At 54.8% G+C, this 15,315-nt stretch carries 12 protein-coding genes; 5 read left to right on the plus strand and 7 right to left on the minus strand.

The features are described 5' to 3' along the window. Positions 1 to 2 precede the first annotated feature (2 nt). Together ACFFJP_RS04950 and ACFFJP_RS04955 are read right to left on the minus strand one after the other, a co-directional pair. Positions 3 to 1,391 carry an FAD-binding domain-containing protein gene (locus tag ACFFJP_RS04950; RefSeq protein WP_377241071.1) on the minus strand — a complete coding sequence of 463 codons (1,389 nt, stop codon included), beginning with the start codon at positions 1,389 to 1,391 and terminating at the stop codon, positions 3 to 5. Beyond that, positions 1,388 to 2,911 carry a cryptochrome/photolyase family protein gene (locus ACFFJP_RS04955; RefSeq protein ID WP_377241073.1) on the minus strand — a complete coding sequence of 508 codons (1,524 nt, stop codon included), beginning with the start codon at positions 2,909 to 2,911 and terminating at the stop codon, positions 1,388 to 1,390. Before ACFFJP_RS04955 ends, ACFFJP_RS04950 begins: the two co-directional genes overlap by 4 nt. Positions 2,912 to 3,090: 179 nt before the next feature. On the opposite strand from ACFFJP_RS04955, the gene ACFFJP_RS04960 reads away from it, so the two are divergent. Continuing rightward, positions 3,091 to 4,440 (plus strand): sensor histidine kinase, encoded by a 1,350-nt coding sequence (locus tag ACFFJP_RS04960; protein ID WP_377241075.1) that lies wholly within the window; start codon positions 3,091 to 3,093, stop codon positions 4,438 to 4,440. A gap of 81 nt (positions 4,441 to 4,521) precedes the next feature. Continuing rightward, positions 4,522 to 5,061, plus strand: coding sequence for a ZrgA family zinc uptake protein (locus tag ACFFJP_RS04965; protein ID WP_377241077.1), 540 nt, complete (start codon positions 4,522 to 4,524; stop codon positions 5,059 to 5,061). Positions 5,062 to 5,125: 64 nt separating this feature from the next. Here ACFFJP_RS04965 and ACFFJP_RS04970 read toward each other — a convergent pair whose 3' ends face one another. Continuing rightward, positions 5,126 to 5,737, minus strand: a complete 612-nt coding sequence (locus ACFFJP_RS04970) for a DUF3299 domain-containing protein (protein ID WP_377241079.1) — start codon at positions 5,735 to 5,737, stop codon at positions 5,126 to 5,128. Positions 5,738 to 5,809: 72 nt separating this feature from the next. Here ACFFJP_RS04970 and ACFFJP_RS04975 point away from each other — a divergent pair, with 72 nt between their 5' ends. The 3 genes from ACFFJP_RS04975 (at position 5,810) to ACFFJP_RS04985 (ending at position 9,502) form a co-directional block, all read left to right on the plus strand. Further along, entirely contained in the window at positions 5,810 to 6,517 is a 708-nt protein-coding gene (locus ACFFJP_RS04975) for an ABC transporter ATP-binding protein (protein WP_377241081.1), read from the plus strand. Then, positions 6,508 to 7,767, plus strand: coding sequence for an ABC transporter permease (locus ACFFJP_RS04980; RefSeq protein WP_377241083.1), 1,260 nt, complete (start codon positions 6,508 to 6,510; stop codon positions 7,765 to 7,767). The genes ACFFJP_RS04975 and ACFFJP_RS04980 overlap by 10 nt, the downstream gene beginning before the upstream one ends. Positions 7,768 to 7,837: 70 nt before the next feature. Continuing rightward, the gene (locus ACFFJP_RS04985; protein ID WP_377241085.1) at positions 7,838 to 9,502 is read left to right on the plus strand and encodes a GGDEF domain-containing response regulator; all 1,665 of its coding nucleotides are present in this window, start codon (positions 7,838 to 7,840) and stop codon (positions 9,500 to 9,502) included. Between the two features lie 48 nt (positions 9,503 to 9,550). On the opposite strand, the gene ACFFJP_RS04990 is transcribed toward ACFFJP_RS04985, so the two are convergent. The 4 genes from ACFFJP_RS04990 to ACFFJP_RS05005 form a co-directional block, all read right to left on the minus strand. Further along, positions 9,551 to 12,358, minus strand: coding sequence for a PAS domain S-box protein (locus tag ACFFJP_RS04990; protein ID WP_377241087.1), 2,808 nt, complete (start codon positions 12,356 to 12,358; stop codon positions 9,551 to 9,553). A gap of 89 nt (positions 12,359 to 12,447) precedes the next feature. Continuing rightward, a complete protein-coding gene (locus tag ACFFJP_RS04995) occupies positions 12,448 to 12,918 on the minus strand; it encodes a hypothetical protein (RefSeq protein WP_377241089.1) in 471 nt (156 codons plus the stop codon). Positions 12,919 to 13,076: 158 nt separating this feature from the next. Continuing rightward, positions 13,077 to 13,571: a Dps family protein gene (locus ACFFJP_RS05000; protein ID WP_377241091.1), complete on the minus strand. Its 495-nt coding sequence runs from the start codon at positions 13,569 to 13,571 to the stop codon at positions 13,077 to 13,079. 226 nt (positions 13,572 to 13,797) lie between these two features. Beyond that, positions 13,798 to 15,240 (minus strand): APC family permease, encoded by a 1,443-nt coding sequence (locus ACFFJP_RS05005; protein WP_377241093.1) that lies wholly within the window; start codon positions 15,238 to 15,240, stop codon positions 13,798 to 13,800. Positions 15,241 to 15,315 lie beyond the last annotated feature (75 nt).

Consider the following 15,315-nt stretch of genomic DNA (forward strand, 5'->3'; position numbering starts at 1 on the left):
GCTCAGTGTTCCGGCAGTTGCTGCAACTGTTCTAAGTACTGTTGCCAGGTCCAGGCCTGTGGCGCCGGCCAGTTTGGTTGTGCATAAGGCTGATGACGATGCTGACCGTTGTCCGCTTTGCCAAGCAGCAAGCCAGTAAAGGCGGCCGCCTGATCATATTCAAGCGCTTGTTTCAGCGCATTAAAACTACGCGGCGCTGAATATAACGCGCCGGCAATATAGGCCCAATTGCCCCAGTTACTGGCAACGTCGTAATCCAGCAGCTGTTGTTCAAACCAAGCGGCGCCGAGGCGCCAGTCACAGCCAAGCTGAAACATCAGATAGCTGGCGACATTCTGCCGGCCACGATTTGACATCCAACCGGTTTGCGCCAGCAGTCGCATATTGGCGTCAATAAACGGCAGGCCAGTTTCACCCCGACACCAACGTTCGAAACCCTCATCAGCCGCGCTGGGCTGGCCCGGCACCAGATGTAATCCAAGCCCCTGATGGCGGAAACACGCCAGTGGATGTTTGCGTTGCAGGTGGCGGAAATATTCCCGCCACAGCAATTCAAACCGCAACCAGTAACTGGATTCATTCTGACCAAACTTGTGCTCATATTGCAGAATCAACTGCCATGCCAGTCGCACCGACAGCGTGCCGCGGCTCAGCGGGATTGACAGGAAACTGGCAAAATCGGTGCCGATCAGCGCATTACGGCTGAGCTTGTAATGTGATAAATGCTGCTGCAGATATTGCTCAAAACGGGCCAGTGCGGCAGTTTCGGTTTGTGCCTGCCAGTCCATGATCCCTGCGTTCAGCTGAGCGGCGAGCGCAGGCGCTACTGTTACCGGTGGCGCTGCAAGCATGGCCGGAAGATCTGATAAAGCGATAGCGGTGGCGACATCCAAAATGCCGTTTAACTGTGAAACCGCGACAGGCTGATGCTGTGGCGGCCGCACATTCAGTTGCGGCTCGCGTTGCTGGCGAAAGGCCGTAAAGCTACGGGGCAATGTAGCAAGGTCCGGTCTTAATTCGTCGGCCAGCAGTGAATTCAGATCCAGATACTGCATCGGCAGATCTGTGCCCCAGCGATACTCGTCAATGGCCGTTGGTTCGGCTGCGGCGATCCGTTCTATCTGATATTGCGCACAGAGCTGGCGCAGTACTGTCGCGGGCTTGCCATGGCGCAATAATAACGGGATCCCCAGATTAGCCAGGCGCTGTTGAAACTGATAAAGCAGGCCGAGTTGCTGTTGCAAGCGGCGGGAACTGGCCCGCTGCTTGCGAAATTCGGCGGCAGGCAAGATACACACCAGCAGCGCAACATCGCGTGTTGCCGGCAGGCTCAGTAAGGCGTTGTCATCAAGCCGCAACAGGTCATTACAGAACAGCAGCCAACGGGTCATAATTGCTCCAGATGGATCAAAAGGTCAGCAGCCTTATCCCGCAGTGCCTGCTGGATGTCGGGGCTTTTGCGGCGCCATTGCTGATAGGTCAGTTGCATGCGGGCATTACCGCCGAGTTTGTCGCTGTTGCGGGCGATAAAGTCCCAATACAACGCATTAAACGGGCAGGCGGTCGGGCCGGTGCTTTGTTTAACATCGTAGTGACAGTGCTGGCAGTAGTTGCTCATCTTGGCGATGTAATTGCCACTGGCGACATATGGTTTAGACGCCAACACACCGCCGTCGGCAAACAGCGCCATGCCGAGCGTGTTTGGCAGTTCGACCCATTCATATGCATCGGCATAGACCGCCAGATACCATTGCGTCACTTCGTCTACCGACAGCCCGGCCAGCAGCGCAAAGTTGCCGGTCAGCATCAGGCGCTGGATATGGTGCGAATAGGCGTGCTTGATGGTGTGCTGTATTGCCTGCGACATGCAGTTCATTTTGGTGTCGGCATGCCAATACCAGCCAGGCAGAGGCCGTTCGGCGGCAAAAAAGTTTAATTCACGGTACTGAGGCATCTTCAACCAGTACAAACCACGCACATATTCACGCCAACCGATGATTTGACGGATAAAACCCTCGGCGGCAGCGAGCGGCACCGCGCCAGCTTTCCATGCCTGTTCGACCTGCAGGCAAACCCAGCGCGCGTCAAGCAAGCCGCAGTTCAGATACATGCCCGCCAGACTGTGAAATAAAAAGGCTTCGTCCTGGCGCATCGCATCCTGATATTTACCAAACAGTGGTAAGCGATACTGCACAAAATGTAAAAAAGCTGCTCTGGCGTCCTTGCCAGTGACAGCAAAACTAAAGTGCTCCGCCTGACCCATATGGCCGGCGAATTGCTGCTGCACCATGCGGATCACATCAAGGGTGATCGCATCCGGCTCGAATTCTGGCGCCTGCGGTAACTTTAAATCGGGTGGGCACGGCAGCCGGTTCTCGGCATCAAAATTCCATTGCCCGCCGACCGGGCCAGCGCCATCCATCAACAGGCCGGTATAACGGCGCATCTCCCGGTAAAAATATTCCATCCGAAAACTTTGCCGACCGTCAGCCCAACGCCGGAACATGGCGTGGCTGCAGATAAACCGATCGTCTTCGACAATTTCAACCGGCAGGCCAAGTTGTTGCTGCCAGGTTTGCGTCTCTGTCGCGAGCCGATGCTCGGCCAGCTCCGTCAGGCGGACGCTGTCGATGCCGCTCTGCTGTGTCAGCACCAGGCGGACAGCTGCCAGCAATGAAGGTACTTGTTGTTCGTAGTTGAAGTAGTGCACTTGATAACCCTGCGCTTGCAGGGTGTCGGCAAAGTGACGCATGGCACTAAACAACAACACCAGTTTGAGTTGATGATGCGGCGCGTAATGCGCTTCGGCCTGGACTTCAGCCATTACGATCTGGTCGCCGGGTTGCAGTGCACGCAGCGAGCTCAGTGCAGGACTCAGTTGGTCAGCTGTGAGCAGGATTAATGCCGGCATCAGTAGGAATTCATTGATTTGTATAACATTTGGGGAATTTCACCGCAGAAGCAGCATCGATAAAATAACTACGCGCGATTTTCTACGCTGGATCAGTGTTTCAACACCGCAGAGCAATTTACAACGCCGCTACTTTTCTATAGGTTAGTTTTTCAGCAAACAGGTCTTGGGGGCGGATTGTGGATCCATTGGAGCAAATTTTACTGGATGTATCTGCATCGCCGCTGATTGACCTCGGGGCCTGGGACCAAGCCAGTCAGTTAATTCTGCAAAGCGTACAACACGGCTTGCAGGTGCAACGCGTCAGTTTGTGGCTGTATGATCAGGATGATTACAGCATGGTTTGCCAATTGCTTTTGGATGGTAATGCGGTGGCGACAGAGCCGTTGCGGTTAAGTGCCAGCCAGTTTCCGGCCTATTTTCAGGCGCTGCGGCGTGAGCGGGCGATTGTGGCGCATGATGCCCGCCATGACGCCAACACCGCCGAGTTTCTGGAACCTTATCTGCGTTCGCATCAGATTTTTTCAATGTTGGATTTGCCGGTCCGTCATCTTGGCAAAATGATTGGGATTATTTGTTGTGAGCAGACCGGACAACCACGATATTGGCAGGATGATGAAGTCCGTTTTGCCGCCGCGCTGGCCGATCAGGTTGGACGCGCATTAAATGCCGACCGTTTTCTCAGTGCACAAAGCCAACTAGAACAACTGAATTTGCAGCTGGAACAACGAGTAGAACAGCGGAGTCAGCAACTGGCGGATTCAGATGAAATTGTCCGGCGCGCACATCAGCAGATGGAAGACCAAGCCCGGCTGGCCACTTTGGGTGGCATCGTCGCCGGTGTGGCGCATGAAGTGAATTCACCGCTTGGCGTGGCGTTGACCGCCAATTCATTGCTGGAACAGCGGCTGCAGGATTTTATTCACGGTATGCGCCAACGCTCGCTCAGCGCAGCGCAGGCGATGAGTGTGCTGGAACAGATGCATGAGAGTTCGTTGTTAGTGACGGCGAATTTGCAGCGGGCGCAGCGCTTAATGGAGCAATTTAAAGACACGGCCGCACACCAGACCCGGGTAGAATCCGCGCCGGTGGCGTTTCGCCAGTTGGTGGTGGATTTGCTGGCCAGCCTGACCCCAGCCACCCGGCAAGTGCCGGTGTTTCCCGATGTGTATATAGATCCAAATCTGATGCTAATCACCGCGGCCGATGTCTGGTTGCAGATATTGACCAATCTGGTGATTAACAGCTGTCTGCATGCCTTTGCCGACACGGCGTATCCGACCGTGAGTATCAGCGCCACATTAAATGAGCAGCATGAACTGTGTTTTGTCTATCGCGACAACGGCTGTGGCCTGACACCGCAGGTGCGCCGGCAGATTTTTGAACCGTTTTTTACCACCAAACCGCATCAGGGCGGCACAGGCCTTGGCATGTCAATCTTGCGTCAGCTGGTCGAGAAAAAACTCAGTGGTGAACTGCAGCTGCTGGACGGTCCGGGTTTTGGCCTGCAAATCAGCTGTCTGGCGTAACAAGCTGGTTAATTCGATAGTTTTGTTATAGTGTCACATTTTGGCCGGAAACGGCAGCATTGCTGATGGGGAGATTTTGCTATGCGTTGTCACACTATTATTCCGCTGCTGGCGGTATTGGGTATCCCTACTATCGGGACTGCGGCTGAGCCTGCTCAGAGCAGTTCGCATGGGGCTCACGTGCATGGCCAGGCGCAGCTCAGCTTTGCCACAGACGCGCAGCAAGTAGAGTTGCTACTGGAAAGCCCGGTCGCCAATTTACTCGGGTTTGAACATGCTCCCGGCAGCGCGGCAGAAAAAGCGGCGTGGCAACAAAGCCAGACGCTGTTACAAAGTGGTCAGTGGTTACAGTTGCCGCCTGCGGCGAATTGTCAGTTGCAACAACAGCAGCTGAACGAGCCATGGTCGAAGTCGGCGGATCCGCATCATCATGCCGATGTCGAATTGAGTTTAACTTATCAGTGTAGTAACCCTGCCGCGCTGACTGAAGTGCGGTTAGATCTGTTTCGTCATGCTGCTGATCTGCATCAGGTTGATGTGCAATGGGTGAGTGGTCAGCAACAAGGCGCAGCAACGCTGACGCTAAAACAACGCGAATTTCGCTTGGTTCCGGCAAACTAAGGCGGTTAGCGGCATAAAAAAACACCGCATGAGCGGTGTTTTTTTATTGCAGTGCGCCACGAATTTATTCGTAGACGTATTCGCTGATTTTATTCACTTTCAGGCTATACGCCGAATTGGCCAGATCATGGCTCATCGTATCTGTGGTTAAAGTACCTTCAATCCAGAATGGGTTGTAAATCAAATCTGCTTTTAAGTTTTTCGCGCCACTGACATAAACAATCTGGTTCGGTGGCGGTGGTGGCACGTGAATACAGGCACCAAAATACGGCACCAAGAAAAAGGCGGTGATGTTTTGATCCGCATCGTATTCAATCGGTACTACGAAGCCCGGAATTTTCACGAGGCGGCCGTTCAGCTCGCCACGCACATTGGCTGATGACATCACATCGGCCCAGGCTTTCATTGACGGATCGTTGCTGGTATTGAGGTTCTTGTTGATCGCAGAGCCGGCAGCTTCACCACCTTCGTGGCTGACTTCAGGCAATGCTTCCATTTTTTGTAAATCGGCGTCAGGCAGCAGATCTGTCCATTCCAGCTCAATAACTTTGCTTTTATCGGCGGGCAGGACCCGCGCTGCTGGTGCTTGTTCTGCAGCTTTTGCTGTTTCAGCGGCCTGTAATGGCGCCGATGCGACCAATACCAGCCAGGATCCCACTAACAACGGTTTGAACATAAGCGCTTTTTCCCGACAATATGTTATAAAATCACGATTCTTAGCATCATATCATTTTTCACAGGACAGCTTGTGGCCGCGGATCTGAATATTCCAGCAGTTGAACTCAAAAATCTGCGACATCAATGGCCGGGGCAGGCCTTCACGCTGGAGATCCCGGCGTTGCAATTAGCCACCGGACAACATTTGTTTGTGCGGGGGGCTTCCGGCTCCGGTAAAACCACGTTACTAAATCTTTTGTGCGGAGTGCTGACGCTGCAGCAAGGCGAGATCTGGTTACAGCAACAACGCTTGCAGCCCAACAAAGCTGCGGTGCGTGACCGTATCCGCGCCCGCGAGATCGGCGTGGTGTTTCAACAACTGAATCTGATCCCTTATTTATCCGTGCTGGATAACGTAGTGCTGGGGCAGGCCTTTTCCGGCAAAGCCGCTGATGAGGCGCGAGCCCGAGATTTATTAACCGCCTTGCAGTTGCCGGCCAGCCTCTGGCAGGCGCCGGCGGCACAGCTCAGCGTCGGACAGCAACAACGGGTAGCGATTGCGCGGGCCTTGCTCGGTAAACCGACCTTGTTGATCGCCGACGAACCGACATCCGCACTTGACGCTGACAACCGCGATGCCTTTATGCGGGTGCTGCTGAAAGAAGCCAATGATGCCGGCAGTACGGTGATTTTTGTCAGTCATGATCAGGCGCTGGCGCGGTATTTTGGCTTCCAGCTTGATATGAATCGTTTGCAGGATGGCGTAACGCCAGTGATCGCGGAGGCGTTATGCTGCTAAAACTGGCCCGACAGAGTTTATGGAGCCGGCGCGGCACGGCCTGGCTGACGTTGCTTTCACTGATTATATCGCTGAGTTTATTGCTCGGGATTGACCATCTGCGCCTCGAAGCCAAACGCAGTTTTACCAGCACGGTGGCCGGCACAGATCTGATTGTCGGTGCGCGCTCTGGTCAGCTCAATCTGTTGCTGTACACCGTGTTTCGTATTGGTAACGCGACGAACAACATCAGTTACGCCCACTATGAACAAATCAGCCGCCATCCGCAGGTGCGCTGGGCGATCCCGCTGGCGCTTGGCGATTCACACCGTGGCTTTCGGGTCTTGGGCACCAACACCGACTATTTCCGCTATTTCCGTTATGGCGAGCAGCAGCCGTTGCGCCTCAGTAGCGGCCGTGAGTTTGCGTCTGTTTATGAAACCGTACTCGGCGCTGATGTGGCGAAGAAACTTGGTTATCAGCTGGGTCAGGACATCGTGTTGTCACACGGCGTTGGCAAGGTGAGTTTCAGTCAGCATAAGGACCAGCCTTTTACCGTCGTTGGCATTCTGGCACCAACAGGTACGCCGGTTGATCAATCCGTGCATGTCAGTCTGACCGGCATTGAAGCCATTCATCAAGGTTGGCAAAACGGTGCACCTGCGATGCGTAAAGCCAAACAAACTCTGAGCGAGGCAGAGCTGGCGGCGCTGCAACCCAGCGTGCTGACCGGCGCTTTGCTCGGCTTAAAATCAAAAGTGGCCACTTTTGCTGTGCAGCGTCAAATCAACGAATTTAAAGCCGAACCGCTGACCGCGATCCTGCCTGGCGCTGCGCTGGCGGAGCTGTGGCAGATGCTGGTGGTGGTCGAAAATCTGCTGCTGGTGATCACCGCGCTGGTATTGCTGGCGGCGCTGATCGGCCTGACGACCACTTTGTTAGCAGCCCAGCGCGAGCGGGCGCGGGAACTGGCGATCTTGCGGGCGATTGGCGCAAGGCCCTGGCAATTGTTTCTGCTGATTGAACTGGAAGTGTTGATCCTGACTTTGTGTAGCATCGTCGGAGCCTTCTTGCTGCTGACAGGTAGTCTGGCTGCGCTGCAACCCTGGCTCAGCAGTGAATATGGTCTGGTGATCAGTCTGTTCGCCTGGCACCCGCATACTGCGGCAGGCCTCGGAATTGTCGTTGGTCTGGCGTTGCTGCTCGGTGCAGTGCCTGCGATACAGGCGTACCGGCAAAGTCTGAATCAGGGTTTACAAGTGCGATTGTGACGGTGCTGGAGTCGCGCAGCGGCCCTTGCTATAGTAGGCAGTAATTGCTTGATACTGATGTGGGAAGTGCATGCACGGAACTCCGGCAAACCTGGAACAACAACTGGCTGAACTAAACCAGCAATATCTGCGGCGTCTGCAACAGGAGATCCCGCAGCTGCAGTGGTTGCTGTTACAGTTTATTCAGGCAGGACCGCTCGAATGGCGTGAGCAGGCTGCTGTGCTGGTGTTACGTTTTCATACCTTAGCCGGTTCCGCCGGTACTTTTGGTCTGGCGGGCGTTGGCACCGTGGCCAAAAGTATCGAAAAACACGTCAAGGCATTGCTCAGTCAGCAACAAGTGCCGGCTCGGGAAGAACATGCGCTGTTGCAGCAGTATTTTGTCGAAATGCAGCAAGCCGCCGGTCAGCCAACCGCACAGAGTTTCAGCAAAGCCAAGCCGCAACGTCAGGATAAAACCGACGCCCGCATCCTGTTGTTATGCCACGATCCGCTAATTTCACAACCGATGGGCCAGACGTTAAAAACCTTTGGCCATCAGGTGGAACGTTTTGTCGATTTAACTCAGTTAGTCGCTTCTGCCAGGCTCGATCCGCCCGACGTGATCATTGTTGATTTGGATGCACTGGATGATTCCACTGCGGCCTTTGCGTTGCTGAGTAATCTGCAATGTCCGCAAGCCCAGCCTATCCCGTTGTTTGTGCTGTCGTCACAGGATGAATTCAGTCATTACCTGCAGGCCGTGCGGGCCGGAGTAATTGGTTATTTTGTCAAACCGCTGAATCCGGCCACGCTAGAAGCACGGTTACAACGCTTGTTGTCGGTTCGCGAGCGCGATGCCTTTCGGGTGTTAATCGTCGATGATGACATGCTGTTAGCGCAGCATTATGCGCTGGTGCTGCAAAATGCCGGGCTGCGGGCTGAGATCCTGACCGATCCGGCTGAAATTTTTCAAGGGCTGCGGCGCTTTCATCCGGATGTGATCCTACTGGACGTCAATATGCCGGAATGTTCCGGGCCGGAACTGGCGCAGACGGTGCGGTTGCAGGATGAATGGCTGGGCGTGCCGATCATTTATTTATCCTCCGAAACTGACAGTGAACGCCAGATGGCGTCCCTGATTAAAGCCGGGGATGATTTCCTGACCAAGCCAATCAGCGACAATGCGCTGGTGGTAGCGATCTTTGCCCGCGCCCAGCGTGCCCGCCAGTTGGCCGAGGTCATGACCAAAGACAGCCTGACTGGCCTGCTACAGCATGCGCATATCAAAGAGCGGCTCGGCGCTGAACTGGAACGCGCCGCGCGGCTGCAACAAAATGTCAGTGTGGCGATGCTGGATATCGACCATTTTAAAAAGGTTAATGATGTCTATGGCCATTTGACCGGTGATCAGGTGATCAGCAGTCTGGCCAACCTGTTGCGCCAGCAACTGCGCAAAACGGATTTGATTGGCCGTTATGGCGGCGAAGAATTTTTACTGGTATTGCCGGAGTGTCAGCTGGATAAAGCCTGTCAGGTGGTCAATCAGCTGCGTGAAGCTTTTGCCCGCATTCCGTTTGTCAGTAATGGCCAGACGTTCCACTGTACACTCAGTGCCGGTGTCACCAGCGGCAGCGACAGCCAGCAGGTTGATGTCGTGGTGGAGCATGCCGATCAGGCGTTATATCAGGCCAAAGGCGCTGGCCGTAATCAGGTGATTTTGTACCAGCCGCCGGTTCCGGTGCTAAACGAGTAAAATCCACAGGCTGGCCCGAACTAAGGGCCGGCAACTCCTTTTGAAGTTTTAATGTAAAGCGCCGGCATTGTTCTCTTCACCTGGCTGATCCAGGGCAAATTCCAGATAAAAACAACTGCCATGGCCGGTGACACTATCAAACCCAATTTCACCGCCAAGCCGGTTGGTCAGTTCTTTTACAATCGCGAGGCCAAGGCCGGTACCGCCGCGCTGGCGAGCGTCCACGGCATCGGCCTGGGAGAATTTTTCAAAGATGCGCGCGCGGAAATTGTCGGGAATGCCGGGCCCTTGATCCTGCACGCTGATCCGCAGCATTTGCGCGATTTTTTCAGTCCGCACCGCCACGACTGAGCCCGGCGGCGAAAACTTCGCCGCGTTGGACAATAAATTCGCCATGATCTGGTGGAAGCGCATCGGGTCGAGCAACAACATGGCATCGGGACCAGGTTCCAGCACAATCCGGGTATGAAATTTGTCGGCGTACGGCTGGTTGTGCCGCACACTTTGCGTCAGTAGATCACGCACCGAACAATCCTGCAGTTCAAACTGCATTTTGCCGGCCACCAGTTTGTCGATATCGAGTAAATCGTTAATCAGCTGCGTCAGTTTTTCGCTGTTATCGCAGGCGATTTGCAGCATCGGCTGCATCGCGTCCGGCAATGGACCGAGTGCACCGCCACTGATGAGGCCGAGTGCGCCGGAAATGGCGGTCAGCGGCGTGCGTAATTCGTGGCTGACCATTGAGACAAACTGGTTTTTCATTTGCTCAACACGACGCCGCTCGGTGATGTCCTGAATAATGGACCAGACCTGCGCGGTACCGCTGGCGTTTTGGATCAGCACTTCACTGAGCAGCACCGGAATTTGCTGCCCTTCAACATGACTCAGTTCCAGTTCGATCGGGCCGAAGCTGGCATTGCTGGCCAGCGCTTGCTGGCGCGCTTCCAGTTGGATCTGGTTAAACGACAATAACGTCGGCAGCGGCAGGGCCGGGATCTCGTCACTAAGACCGGATAACTCGTACCACTGTGGGTTCACGTTGAGGATCTCGCCGCTGTCGAACTGACTGAGTAAGATCGCCAGCGGAGCCAGCTGATACAACGAAGCCAGTTTTTGTTCACCGGCGCGCAGTGCCAGCTGCACTTCTTTTTGCGCGGTGACGTCCCAGATAAAACCGTCGATATACAACAATTCGCCATTGGGATCATAAATGCCCCGGCCGAGTTCCTGCACCCAGCGCACAGCGCCACTGGCATGGCGGATACGATATTCGACGCTAAAGCGCGCATGGTTAGTCAGATCGCGGTCGACTATTTCGCGCAGCAATGGCTGATCTTCAGCCAGTTGTAATTCGGCAAAGTTAATCTTCTTATTGCGGATAAAACTGCGGGCCGGGTGGCCGGTGAGTTTCTCCACTTCATCGCTGATAAACAACATGGTCCAATTCGCGTCGTTGATGCAGCGATAAACCACACCCGGCAGGTTTTCCAGCATTGAACGATGGCGTTGTTCGCTGAGCAGCAAGGCGTGATGCAGTTGTTCCAGTTGGGTGATATCAATCGCAACACCAAGGTAACCGCTGATCTCACCCTGATCGGTGCAGATGGCTGATACGCTGAGGCGAACCTGCTTGCGTTCGCCATTCTTGCCAATATAGGTCCATTGCCGGGTTTCGCTGGTGCCGTGGCGCGCTTTGTAGACAAACACATCAAAGCCGTCGATCGGTAGCTGATATTCGGCGCTCAGCTGTGCGGCGCGGGCGCGCACTTCGTCCGGATCATGCAGGATTGCCGGCGTGCTGATGCCAACCAGTTCGATGGCCCGATAACCCAGCATCCGCTCGGCGCCCGGGTTAAACAACCGGATCACACCGTGAATGTCGGTGGAGATCATCGCAGCTTCGGTGGAGGAATCGATAATCGCCTGCAGGTGCGAGCGGGTGCGCTGCATTTCCTGTTGTTGTAAACGTTCCTGAGTAATGTCGCGGTGCGTGCCAAACATCAGCAATGGCCGGTGATCGTCGGTCCAGGCCATCACACGGCCAACCGCGTGGATCCACACCCAATGCCCTTGATGGTGTTGCATGCGAAAACGCGCATCAAAAAATGGTGAAACACCGGCAAAATGTTGATCAAGCGCTGTGGATGCGATCGGTAAATCTTCCGGATGTACCCGGCTGCGCCAGATCTCCACGTCCGATTGCACCTGCGGATCCAGCCCCAGAATGCCGTACCAATATTGGTTGTAAACAGTGTGGCCGGTTTGCACGTTCCATTCCCACGTGCCCATGTTGGTGCCATTGATGATGGCGTCGATGCGGTTTTTTTCCTGCTGCAAATGCAGGTTTTGCTCGGCGCTTTGCTGTTGCAATAAGCGGTTGTTCATCAGCAAAACCGCCTGATCCGCCAGCTGCATCAAGGATTTTTGCTGGGCGGCGGTTAAGTTCAAAGGTTTGGTGTCAAACACACACAAAGTGCCCAGAGCCAGATTATCCCGCAGCATCAACGGTGCGCCGGCATAAAAGCGAATGCCGTCCGGACCGGTCACCAGCGGATTGTCTGCAACCCGGGGATCATGGCGGGCATCGGGAATATAAGTCAGTTGGCTGGGCGTTAAAATGGCGTGGGAACAAAAGGAATCGTCGCGGCTATTTTGCTGAGTACAGAAATTAAAGGTGCTTTTAAACCACTGCCGCTCCTGATCGATCAGCGTTAGTGCGGCAAAGCCGGCACCGCTGATTTGTGCGGCGATTTCCGTCAGTGCGTCAAAGGCTGTTTCAGCGGGCGTATCTAATATGTGCAGCTGGCGCAGCGCCTGCAGGCGTTCAGTTTCATTGTGTGGAATTAAAGCCTTCATAGCTGCCGTTGCTGAGGAGATGCTGTTCCTAGTTTACGCAGAAAAGGCCAGAGCGCGACCTTTTCTTCACAGATATTTCTGTGAAAGGGCTAGGGACTGACGGCAGCTTTCGGCGCTGCAGCAGCTTGTAACCGCGCGTCAAGCAGCTTGTGCGCTTGCAGTTTTTCCTGTTGCTGTTTGATGCGCAATAAAGCGGCATACAACTGGGCGGCGTTAAAAGGCCGGGACGGATCCACTAAATCACTGATATCAACCTGAGTACTTTGCTGCAATTGCTGCACTAGCGTCAGATGGCGGCTTTTGATCAACGCTTCACGCATATCCGCATCTTCGGTGCCTGGGGTCACGGCATAAGTGCGCATCAGTAAATCAATGGTTTCGATATTGTCGGCGGCAGTCGGTACTTGTTTTGCTGGCGTCAGCAGCGCTTTTTGTTCACTGAGCCAGTGTTGCTGCAGCTGATACACCGTTTCGGTGTGCCAGAAATAAAACAATAACGCAGCAGCGCCGATGCCAAGACCAAGGCCTTGCAGAAATGTTTGTTGGGGAGATGCAGACACAAGACAACCTTAATAAAGCGCTGGAGCAACGCGGGCGCGGATTCAGGCTGTTATCTTCATTGCTATGGCTGGTGCTGTCAACCTTGCACCGGCAGCGCTGCGACAGTTTGCTGAAAATGTCAGCAGCATGGCGGCCATGCTGCTGGCATCGGCTGAGATTATTCCGCTAACAGGCTTCTGAGCATCCAGGCGGTTTTCTCGTGTACGTTCAGTCGTTGTGTCAGGACATCGGCAGTCGGCTGGTCATTGGCGTCACCGACCAGTTCAAACAAACTGCGTGCAGTGCGGGCCGTGGTTTCCTGTGCCGTGACCAGATGTTGCACCATCTCGTTGGCGCTTGGCACGCCTTCGACTTCTTTAATCGAGGTCAGTTTAACAAATTCTTTGTAAGTGCCCGGCGCCGGAAAACCCAGTGCGCGAATGCGCTCGGCGATGATATCCAGTGCATTCCACTGTTCGGTGTACTGCGCCATGAACATATTGTGCAGGCTGTTAAATTGCGGCCCGGTCACGTTCCAGTGGAAATTGTGGGTCATCAGATACAGCGTGTAGCTGTCGGCCAGCAGGGCGGATAAGCCTTTGACGATTTTCTCCCGGTGTTCCAGTGAAATGCCAATATCCAGTTGTGCTGATTTCGGTTGTTTCTTCGCCATGTTAAATCCTCGGATGCCAGAGCCTAAGCCCTTGATTGATGTCGCTGTATTTAAAGTGGAGCCAGCAGCGGCAAAATTAAAGCCCGCTGCCACCAATTTTCCTGCTGGCCATACCAACGGCGGTAAACACCAGCATAGCCGGTTCTGCATCAGCTGACGGTGCTATAGGCGACATATGGCAGAAAAATGCCGACCACTTGCGATTCATTTGATCGGCATAAGTTTTTTAGCGTTTTGACGCGCCTTTCGCCAGCAGTGACAGCACAAGCCCTAATGCGATCAGTGCTGCAGTTAACCAGACTGAAGTGCTGCTGACTTGTGATGCCAGCCACAGACAGACGATGCACGCCAACCATGGCAGTATTGTGGCCAGCGGCAGTTGCAGCGGGGATTGCTGCTGACGGCGCAGCACCGGCAAGGCCGCACAACACAGACCATACAGCAGGGCGCGGATTAACACTGTGGCAGCTGCCAAGTATAAAAAGCTACCGAGGCTTGCCAGCAACAACGCCAGCAGGCCAAAAAACCAGATGGCATGCGCCGGCGTCAGAAAACGCGGATGCACCGCGGCAAACCAGGCCGGCAGCTGGCCTTGTTCTGCTAAGGCATGACTTAACCGCGGCGTGGAAAACATCGCACCAAGCAGATTGGCGGCAACAGACGCAATAATGCCCAGCATCAGCAACGATGTCGCGATACTGACCAATGCTGCTGCGGCCTCCGTGGATATGTGTGGGGTCAAATGTGTCGCAAGCTGCGCTGTGGCGTCCAGCAGTGGCGTTTTGCTGTGCGCCAGATCGGGTAATAAGACCAGGCAGGCCGCCTGCACCGCCATGTACAGCAGCGTGACCAGCAACAGCGCCGAGATCAGCGCCCGTGGCAAATCGCGTTGCGGGTTTTTGGCTTCACCGGCCGGGATCAGCGCTGATTCAAAACCGACAAAGGCATACACCAATAACAACAGCGCTGCCGGTCCGTCAACAATATCCGGGTAGCTCAGCAGCGGTTGCCATTGCACCGCTGAATTTAACGTAGTGTTTAACGTTGGTATCACAGTGTTGGTTACTGGCAACATCAACAAGCTGGGCCACAACAACACACTGCAGCCAGCCAGCGCAAAACCCGCCAATACGGCGAGCTTGGCGACAGTTAAAGCGCCGAGCCAGCGCATTGTTTGGCGCACGCCCCAGACGTTCAGTAGCGTCATCGCCCCCAGCACCACCACCAGCAATAACAGTCGCAATGGGCCGGTCTGCAGCGCCGGCAGAAAATAACTGACCGAATCGACCAGCAACACGGTATTGGCCGCCACAGAAACCAGCCGGGCCAGATAATACAACCAGCCGGCCTGAAAACCGGCCGCCGGGCCAAAGGCCGCACTGACATACACCGCCGGGCCGCCACTGCCAGCAAAACGGCTCGACAGCTCAGCAAAACACAACAGCACCGGCAGGATGAGCAGGGCACACAGCGGATACAACCACAGACTGAAATCACCGGCTAGCCGCGCTGCACCGGCCGGCAGGCCAAAAATACCGGCACCGATCAGCCCGTTAATCACCAGTAACCACAAGCTCCAGAAACCGAGCTGGCGCGGCAACGCTGCTGCGGCAAACCCAGGAGATGCAGGTGATGATGATAAAGGATGTGGCTGGTCAGGGATCGGCATCGGCAGCTGGTCGCTTCAGTGGGCAGGGAATAAATCCAACATACCCAGAATTGCGCCACCGCGGCAAGGTATTGT

The sequence above is a fragment of the Rheinheimera tilapiae genome (genome assembly GCF_042432165.1).
Classification (GTDB): domain Bacteria; phylum Pseudomonadota; class Gammaproteobacteria; order Enterobacterales; family Alteromonadaceae; genus Pararheinheimera; species Pararheinheimera tilapiae.